The following is an 8,189-nucleotide window of genomic DNA, read 5'->3' on the forward strand; positions in this document are numbered from 1 at the left end:
GAGCCGTACCCCGCACCGGAAGCCGTCCCGGGCGACGAGGCCACGGACCGGACGAGAGCGGCTCGGCACGGACGCCCGGGCGGGAGCGCCGACGCACCTCGCGGGGGCTTCGGTGCGGTCACGAAGACGCCCTGCCCCCGGCCTGAACCCCGCGCACACACGCCACACCCCGCGCCGGACCCCGTCCCGGGCGACGAGGCCATGGACCGGACGAGGGCGGCCCGGCGCGGACGCCCGGGCGGGAGCGCCGGCGTAACGCACATGCGCCTCACGCCGCACCGGAAGCCGCCCCCGGGTCGAAGCTCCGGACTTCCCCGCGGGGGCGTCCGTGCGGTCACGACCGTGTCGTCTGTGTGGTCAGGCGGTCGTGTGCGTGGGCTGCCAGGGGCGGGGGAAGCCAGCCGCGCGTGGTGAGTTCGTCGATGAGGCGGGCGTACGGCTCGGCGAACAGGGCCGTGCGGCCGGGGCGGGGTTCCACGACCGTGCGGATGCGGACCATGCCTTCGGCGGCGTCCGCCAGAGGGGTGCCGGACGTGCCGTGCAGCGCCAACGCGGCCATGCCCAGGGCCGGTTCGGTCTGTTCGGGTACGCGGGCCGGGCGGCCGAGGATGTCGGCGCGCAGTTGGTTCCAGTAGGGGCTGCGGGCCGCGCCGCCGGTGAAGGTGAGGGGGCCGTCGAGCGGGGCGCCCAGGTGGTGCAGGCAGTCGAGGCCGAGGCGTTCCGCGAAGGCGACGCCCTGGAGGAGCGCGGCCCAGCGGTCGGCGTCGTCGGCGGGGGTGCCGAGGAGGAGCGCGGTGGCGTCCGGGGCCCGGAAGGGGAACCGCTCCCCCCGTGACACCAGCGGGTAGGCCACCGCGCCGGACGGCTCGAACGCGGCCGCCCGCTCGTCCATCACCCCGGGGTCCACGTCCGTCGGAAGCGCCCCCGCGCCCACGCCGGACGCCCCGCCGGGCAGCCAGGTCCCGCCCGGCGCACGGTGGTTGTAGACCACGCCGGCGGGGTCCCGGACCGGGTCCGGGGTGGCCCCCTTGAGCACGAGGGTGGTGCCGAGCACCGAGTTCCAGGACCCGTGCCGCAGGGCGCCCGCGGCGATCTGGGCCGCGCAGCCGTCGGTCATCCCGGCGACGACGGGCGTGCCCGCGGGGATGCCGGTCGCTTCCGCGGCGGCCGCGCAGACCTCGCCGAGCCGGGTGCCGGGAAGGACGACCTCGGGCAGGTCCAGGGCGACCTCCGGCCAGGCGCCGCGCTCGACGTCGTAGCCCGTCTTGAGGGCGTGGCTGGAGTCGGTGGGCACCGGCCTGCCGACCAGGCGGGCGGTGACGACGTCGGGCTGGTGGGTGACCCGGCCGCTGCCGTGCGCGTCGGCGAGCCACAGCGCCTTCGGCAGCGCCCAGGTGTCCTGCACCGCGAGGCCCGCCGTACGCAGCACGGCCGCCTCGGTGGCCGCGCGGGCGTCGTCGTACATGAGCGCGGGGCTCGTCGGCCGGCCCCGCGCGTCCGTCAGCAGGACCGTCCCGGACGTCCCGCACACCGCGACTCCGCCGATCCGTACACCCGTCAGGGTGAGCAGCGCGGAACGGGACGCCGTGCGCACCGCCTCCCACCACTCCCCCGGGTCCTGCTCGTGCCGTACGCCCTCGCGCCGGCTGCCGAGCGGGGCGGAACCCCGGCCCAGCACGGTCCCGTCGGCCGTGACCGCCAGCGCGCGCACGCTCTGCGTGCCGAGGTCGATCCCCAGCCACGCCGTCTCGTTCTCGTCCGTCATCCGTGTCATCGAGGGCCTCCCACCCGCACGGGGTCTATGCGTACCCGGGATCGGCGGCTCAACATCGTCTCAGTGAAGCGACGACTCGGAGGTCGACGATGACCCAGAGGACCGATCCCGTACGTGTCGTGGCGGCCGGCGACCACTTCGTACTGCCGGGGCTGATCGCCGGGGCCGTCGAGGCCGAGCTGGGCGGCATCGCCGCGCAGACGAGGGAGTTGACGCTCGGCTGGCCCCTGGAACCCTTCGGGCCCGTCGCGGAGGTGACGGAGGCGAGCGACGCCGAGGACGAGCTGATCGAGGCGCTGGACGGCGCGGAGGTCCTCGTCACCCAGATGGGCCCGGTCACCGAACGGGTGCTGAACGCCGCCGACCGGCTGAAGCTGGTCGTGGTGTGCCGGGGCGGCCCGGTGAACGTGAACCTGGACGCGGCGAAGGCCCGGGACGTCCGGGTGTGCTTCGCGCCCGGCCGCAACGCCGCGGCCACCGCCGAGTTCACCGTCGGCATGCTGCTGGCGGCGGTGCGCCGCATCCCGCAGGCCCACGACCTCCTCGCCGGCCAGGGCAGCTGGGAGGGCGGCGCCGCCTACTACACCTACGAGCACAGCGGCCTGGAGCTGGAGGACCTGCCCGTCGGACTCGTGGGCTACGGCGCCGTCGGCAGCCGCGTCGCCCGCGTGCTGTGCGCCTTCGGGGCGCAGGTCATGGTGTACGACCCCTATGTGCGCGGCGAGATCCACGGACTGCGCGTGAACTCCCTGGACCGGCTCCTGACCCGCTCCCGGGTGATCACCCTGCACGCCCGTCTCACCGCCGAGACGCGGGGGCTGATCGGCGCCCGCGAGCTGGCGCTGCTGCCCGAGGGGGCGGCCGTGGTGAACGTGGCGCGCGGCCCGCTGGTCGACGAGAGCGCCCTGTGCGACGCGCTGGAGGCCGGCCGGCTGTCCGCGGCCGCCCTCGACACCTACGAGCACGAGCCGCTGCCGCCGGACTCCCGGCTGCGCGCCCTGGCCGACCGGGTCGTCCTGACCCCGCACCTCGGCGGGGCGAGCCGCGCGGTGGCCGAGAAGGCGGCGAGGATCGCGGCGCAGGAGGTGGGCCGCTGGGCCCGCGGAGAGCGGTTGGCGCACTGCCTGACGTGACGTCGTAGGAGGGAATTCCGTATGTACGTCGGTATCGATGTGGGCACGTCCGTCGTCAAGGCCGCGGCCTTCGACGGTGCGGGACGCCAACTGGCCGTCGAGTCCCGCCCGGTGGAGCTCTCCCTGCGCGACGGTTTCGTCGAGCAGGACATGGCCGAGGTCTACGACGCCGTCGTCGACGTCCTGGTCAGGCTGACCGGGCGGGTGCCGGAGCCGGTGGAGCTGGCCGGGCTGACCGGTCAGGGCGACGGGGTGTGGCTGGTCGACAAGGAGGGGCGGCCGGTCCACTCGGCGCTGTCCTGGATGGACGGGCGAGCGCACGAACTGCTCGACCAGTGGCTCGCGGACGGCACGTTCGAGACGGTGTTCCGGCGGACCGGCGGCGCGATGTTCCCGGGCTCGCCGGGGCCGCTGCTGGCCTGGCTTGACCGGTACGAGCCGATGGCGCTGGACGCCGCCGCGGCCGCCGTGTACTGCAAGGACATGGTCTTCCAGCGGCTCACGGGAGCGTCGGGGGCGACGACGGACGTGTCGGACGCCTCCATGCCGTTCCTCGACCCGCGGACCCGGACGTACGACAACCGGGTGGTGGAGCTGCTGGGGCTGACCCGTCGCCGGCGGCTGCTCCCGCCGGTCGGGGATCCGATCGCCACGGGTACGGCCCACGGCGACGGGCTGCCGTCCGGGACCCGGCTGTCCAACGGGCCGTACGATCTGCCGGCCTGTGCGCTGGGCGCGGGGGTGACCTCGCCCGGGGACGGGCTGCTGATCGTCGGCACGTGCCTGGCGGCCCAGGTCGCCACGACCGAGCTCGATCTGGGCGGTGAGCCGGCCGGGCTGTACATCTCGACCGACCGGCCGGGGCACTGGCTGCGGGCGATGCCGGCGATGGTGGGCACGGCCGCGCTGGACTGGGTGCTGTCGACCACCGGGGTCACGCACGCGGAGGTGGACGAGCTGCTGGCGGCCACCCCGCCGGGGTCGCACGGGGTGCGCGTGCTGCCGTACTTCGCCCCCTCGGGGGAACGGGCGCCCTTCGTCGAGCCTCGTCTGCGGGCCGAGCTGAGCGGGGTGTCGCTGGAGACGTCCAAGGCGGATCTGATCCGGGCGACCTGCGAGGGCATCGGGTACGCGGCCCGGCACTGCCTGGAGGCGGCCGGTCTGACGGGGTCGCTCGCGGTGTGCGGCGGAGGCACCCGCAGCCCCGCGTGGATGCAGCTGCTGGCCGATGTGCTCGGACGGCCGCTCAGGGTGGTCGAGGGGGAGGTGGGGGCCCGGGGAGCCGTGTTGGCGGCCGCCGAGCGGTACGGGATCACTCTCGACGCCGGAGTGTGGACCGAACCCACGGCCGTCGTCGAGCCGGACCCCGGGCGTTCGGCGTACTACTCCAAGGGGTTTCAGGAGCATGTGGCGCGATTGGACGCGGCTCGGAGGACTGCCGGACGTTAGGAGGTTGCAGCTCACGATGTTCATGCGGTGCCGGAACTGCGGTGGGAGCCTTGAGGAATTCCGGGCTCTCACCGACGAGGAGCGGAAGTTCGTCCGGGAGCACAAGCCCAGGCACACCAGCCTGGGCTCGTACTTCCGGTGCGCGCGCGAAGGGTGTCTGCGGTATCAGCGGCGCGGGAACCAGAACGACGGAGGGTCCTTCCCCGAGCCGGAGAAGTGACTACAGGTTGCTGAAGTCGGGGCCCTTGGTACGGGTGCGCTTGATCTCGTAGAAGCCGGGGACCGAGGCGACCGCCACCGTGCCGTCCCAGAGGCGGGCGGCCTCCTCGCCCTTGGGGGCCGGGGTGACGACCGGGCCGAAGAAGGCGATCTGCTCGCCGTCGGGGCCGGGGACCGCGATGACCGGGGTGCCGACGTCCTGGCCGACCTTGTCGATGCCCTCCTTGTGGGAGGCGCGCAGCTCGGCGTCGAACTCGAAGTCCTTCTGGTCGAAGTACTCGATCAGGTCGGCGGGCAGGCCGACGTCCGCGAGGGCGCCCTCGACGGCCTCGCGCGTCGGGCCCTGGCCCTCGTTGTGGATGCGGGTGCCGAGGGCGGTGTACAGCGGGCCGAGGATGTCGGAGCCGTGCTTCTGCCAGGCCGCGGTGACGACGCGGATCGGCTGCCAGGCCTTGGTCTCCAGGAGCTCGCGGTACTCCTCGGGCAGCTCGTCGAGCTTCGGCTCGTTGAGCACGGCCAGGCTCATGATGTGCCAGTGCACCTCGATGTCCCGGACCTTCTCGACCTCAAGGACCCAGCGGGAGGTCATCCAGGCCCAGGGGCACAGCGGGTCGAACCAGAAGTCGACGGGGGTCTTGCCTGAGGTGGTCGCGGTCTCGGACATGCGTCTCCTTGAGAGGTGTTCGTTTCAACCCGCAACACCGCTGTCCGCCCACCCCATTCCCGGCTGACCGATGTCAGGAGCACATGGCAGGATCGGGCCTGTCCGCATGCTGAACACCATCCGAGGGAGCATCGCCGTGCCCGGTGAGAATCTGTCCCGTGACGAGGCCCGGGAGCGGGCCGCCCTGCTGTCCGTCGACGGGTACGAGGTGTCCCTCGACCTGCGCTCGGCGGTCGGTGACGAGCCCGGGGACGGTCCGCGCACCTTCCGGTCGGTGACCACGATCCGCTTCCGGTGCAACGAGCCGGGGGCCACGAGCTTCGCGGACCTGATCGCGCCGAGCGTGACGGCGCTGTCGCTGAACGGCCGGGACCTGGACCCGGGCGAGGTCTTCGACGGCTCCCGGATCGTCCTGGAGGACCTGGCCGCCGACAACGAACTGGTCGTGGACGCCCGGTGCGCCTACTCCCGCACCGGCGAGGGCATGCACCGTTTCGTCGACCCCGAGGACGGCGAGGTCTACCTCTACACGCAGTACGAGCCGGCCGACTCCCGCCGTGTCTTCGCCAACTTCGAGCAGCCGGACCTCAAGGCGCCCTTCCGCTTCGAGGTGCGGGCGCCGGAGGGGTGGACGGTGTGGAGCAACGGGGCCGGCACGGAGAGCGACGGGGTCTGGCGGTTCGCGGAGACCAAGCCGATCTCGACGTACATCACCTGTGTGGTGGCCGGTCCCTACCACTACGTGACGGACTCCTACGAGCGGGTCCTCGACGACGGCACCCGTCTGGAGATCCCTCTCGGCGCCCTGTGCCGCAAGGGCCTCGCCCCCCACTTCGACTCCGACGACGTGTTCCTCGTCACCAAGCAGGGCCTGGACTTCTTCCACGAGCACTTCGACTACCCGTACCCCTTCGGGAAGTACGACCAGGCGTTCGTGCCCGAGTACAACCTGGGCGCGATGGAGAACCCGGGCCTGGTGACCTTCCGCGAGGAGTTCATCTTCCGGGGCAAGGTCACCCGCGCGTCCTACGAGGGCCGGGCCAACGTGATCCTGCACGAGATGGCCCACATGTGGTTCGGCGACCTGGTCACCATGGTGTGGTGGGACGACCTGTGGCTCAAGGAGTCCTTCGCGGACTTCATGGGCACCTTCGCCAACGTCGGCGCGACCCGCTTCACCGACGCCTGGATCACCTTCGCCAACCGCCGCAAGGCCTGGGCCTACCGCGCCGACCAGCTCCCCTCCACGCACCCCATCACCGCCGACATCCGCGACCTGCAGGACGCCAAGCTCAACTTCGACGGCATCACGTACGCCAAGGGCGCCTCCGTCCTGAAGCAGCTCGTCGCCTACGTCGGCCAGGACGCGTTCCTGGAGGGCGCGCGGCGCTACTTCAAGCGGCACGCGTACGGCAACACCCGCCTCGGCGACCTGCTGTCGGTGCTGGAGGAGACCAGCGGCCGGGACATGGGCGCGTGGGCGCGGTCCTGGCTCCAGACGGCCGGGGTCAACTCCCTCACCCCGCAGGTGCTGCTGAGCGCCGAGGGCCGGGTCGACGAGCTGGCGGTCGTGCAGGAGGCGGCCGAGTCGCACCCGGAGCTGCGGCCGCACCGGGTCGCGATCGGCCTGTACCGCCGTACGCCCGAGGGGGCTCTGGAGCGGTACGCGCGCGCGGAGGCGGACGTCGACGGCCCCCGTACGGTCGTGGCGGAACTGGCCGGTGCCGAGGCGCCGGAGCTGGTGCTGGTCAACGACGACGACCTGACGTACTGCAAGACCCGCTTCGACGCGGGCTCCCTGGAGACCCTCAAGGCGGGGCTCGGTGACCTCACCGACCCGCTCGCCCGCGCCCTGTGCTGGTCGGCGCTGTGGAACATGACGCGGGACGCGCTGCTCCCGGCCAGGGAGTTCATCGACATCGTGCTGCGCTTCGCGGGCCGCGAGTCGGACATCGGCGTCCTGCAGATGCTGCACGCCTGGGCCGAGTCGGCCCTCGTGCACTACGTGGCGCCCGAGCGGCGGGAGCGGGGCGCGGAGCTGCTGGCCGAGGGGGCCGAGCGGGAGCTGCTCGCCGCCGCGCCGGGCAGCGAGCAGCAGCTGGCGTGGGCGCGGTTCTTCGCGCGGACGGCCGAGGGGCCCGGCGCCCTCGACCTGTTGCAGGGCCTGCTGGACGGCACCTCGGCCATCGAGGGGCTGGAGGTGGACCAGGAGCTGCGCTGGGCCTTCCTCCAGCCGCTGACCGTGTGGGGGGTCGCCGACGAGAAGACGCTGGCCGCCGAACTCGCCCGCGACGACACCGCCTCCGGCAAGCGCCACCAGGTCCGCTGTCTGGCCGCCCGGCCCTCCGAGGCGGTGAAGGCGCAGGCGTGGGCGCAGGTCGTGGAGTCCGACGCGCTCTCCAACGCGCTGGCCGAGGCGACCATCGCGGGGTTCGGCCAGCCGTCCCAGCGCGGTCTGCTGGAGCCGTACACGGAGAAGTACTTCGCGGTGATCGAGCGGGTGTGGAAGGACCGCTCGATCCAGATCGCGATGAACATCGTCTCCGGGCTGTTCCCCTCCCTCCAGGACGGGCCGGCCACGCTGGACGCGGCCGACGCGTGGCTCGCGGCGCACGAGGACGCGGCACCGGCGCTGCGCAGGCTGGTGCTGGAGGGCCGGGACGATCTGGCGCGGTCGCTGCGCGGGCAGGCGTGCGACGCGCAGGCGGCCGTCAACCACGGGTGACCCTTGGCCTGAGCTTCGGCGCCCGGTAGCCGTTACGAAATTCGTGCCCTCACGGCCGTAACCCCTGGTCCCACCCGAATGGACCAGGGGTTTTCGCCGCCTACTCGGCATCCGAACACTCGTCCTTTAGTGCAGCCTTGTCCGTATTTGTCGACGGGCGTGTAACAGCGGTTAGCGGGCGCTCCGAAGGCGGGAACCTCCGCTGCATGAACCACAACACCCCGG

Annotated in this window: 5 protein-coding genes; 3 read left to right on the top strand and 2 right to left on the bottom strand. The window is 72.8% G+C overall.

Annotated features, from left to right (window positions below; genetic code table 11):
- Positions 1 to 334: 334 nt before the first annotated feature.
- Positions 335 to 1,765 carry an FGGY-family carbohydrate kinase gene (locus EHS43_RS30460; RefSeq protein WP_125193935.1) on the bottom strand — a complete coding sequence of 477 codons (1,431 nt, stop codon included), beginning with the start codon at positions 1,763 to 1,765 and terminating at the stop codon, positions 335 to 337.
- Between the two features lie 98 nt (positions 1,766 to 1,863).
- Here EHS43_RS30460 and EHS43_RS30465 point away from each other — a divergent pair, with 98 nt between their 5' ends.
- Together EHS43_RS30465 and EHS43_RS30470 are read left to right on the top strand one after the other, a co-directional pair.
- On the top strand, positions 1,864 to 2,907 hold the full coding sequence (locus EHS43_RS30465; RefSeq protein ID WP_125193931.1) for a 2-hydroxyacid dehydrogenase: 1,044 nt from the start codon (positions 1,864 to 1,866) through the stop codon (positions 2,905 to 2,907).
- Between the two features lie 21 nt (positions 2,908 to 2,928).
- Positions 2,929 to 4,356 carry an FGGY-family carbohydrate kinase gene (locus EHS43_RS30470; protein ID WP_125193932.1) on the top strand — a complete coding sequence of 476 codons (1,428 nt, stop codon included), beginning with the start codon at positions 2,929 to 2,931 and terminating at the stop codon, positions 4,354 to 4,356.
- 220 nt (positions 4,357 to 4,576) lie between these two features.
- Here EHS43_RS30470 and EHS43_RS30480 read toward each other — a convergent pair whose 3' ends face one another.
- The gene (locus tag EHS43_RS30480) at positions 4,577 to 5,239 is read right to left on the bottom strand and encodes a DsbA family protein (RefSeq protein ID WP_125193933.1); all 663 of its coding nucleotides are present in this window, start codon (positions 5,237 to 5,239) and stop codon (positions 4,577 to 4,579) included.
- A 136-nt stretch (positions 5,240 to 5,375) separates the two neighbouring features.
- Here EHS43_RS30480 and pepN point away from each other — a divergent pair, with 136 nt between their 5' ends.
- The gene (gene pepN / locus EHS43_RS30485; protein ID WP_125193934.1) at positions 5,376 to 7,964 is read left to right on the top strand and encodes an aminopeptidase N; all 2,589 of its coding nucleotides are present in this window, start codon (positions 5,376 to 5,378) and stop codon (positions 7,962 to 7,964) included.
- Positions 7,965 to 8,189: the final 225 nt, after the last annotated feature.

The sequence above is a fragment of the Streptomyces sp. RP5T genome, from assembly GCF_003933965.1.
Taxonomy (GTDB): domain Bacteria; phylum Actinomycetota; class Actinomycetes; order Streptomycetales; family Streptomycetaceae; genus Streptomyces.

Coding starts and splice junctions, on each gene's coding strand:
- EHS43_RS30460 (WP_125193935.1), bottom strand. CDS start 1,765: ATGACGGACGAGAACGAGACGGCGTGGCTGGGGATCGACCTCGGCACG.
- EHS43_RS30465 (WP_125193931.1), top strand. CDS start 1,864: ATGACCCAGAGGACCGATCCCGTACGTGTCGTGGCGGCCGGCGACCAC.
- EHS43_RS30470 (WP_125193932.1), top strand. CDS start 2,929: ATGTACGTCGGTATCGATGTGGGCACGTCCGTCGTCAAGGCCGCGGCC.
- EHS43_RS30480 (WP_125193933.1), bottom strand. CDS start 5,239: ATGTCCGAGACCGCGACCACCTCAGGCAAGACCCCCGTCGACTTCTGG.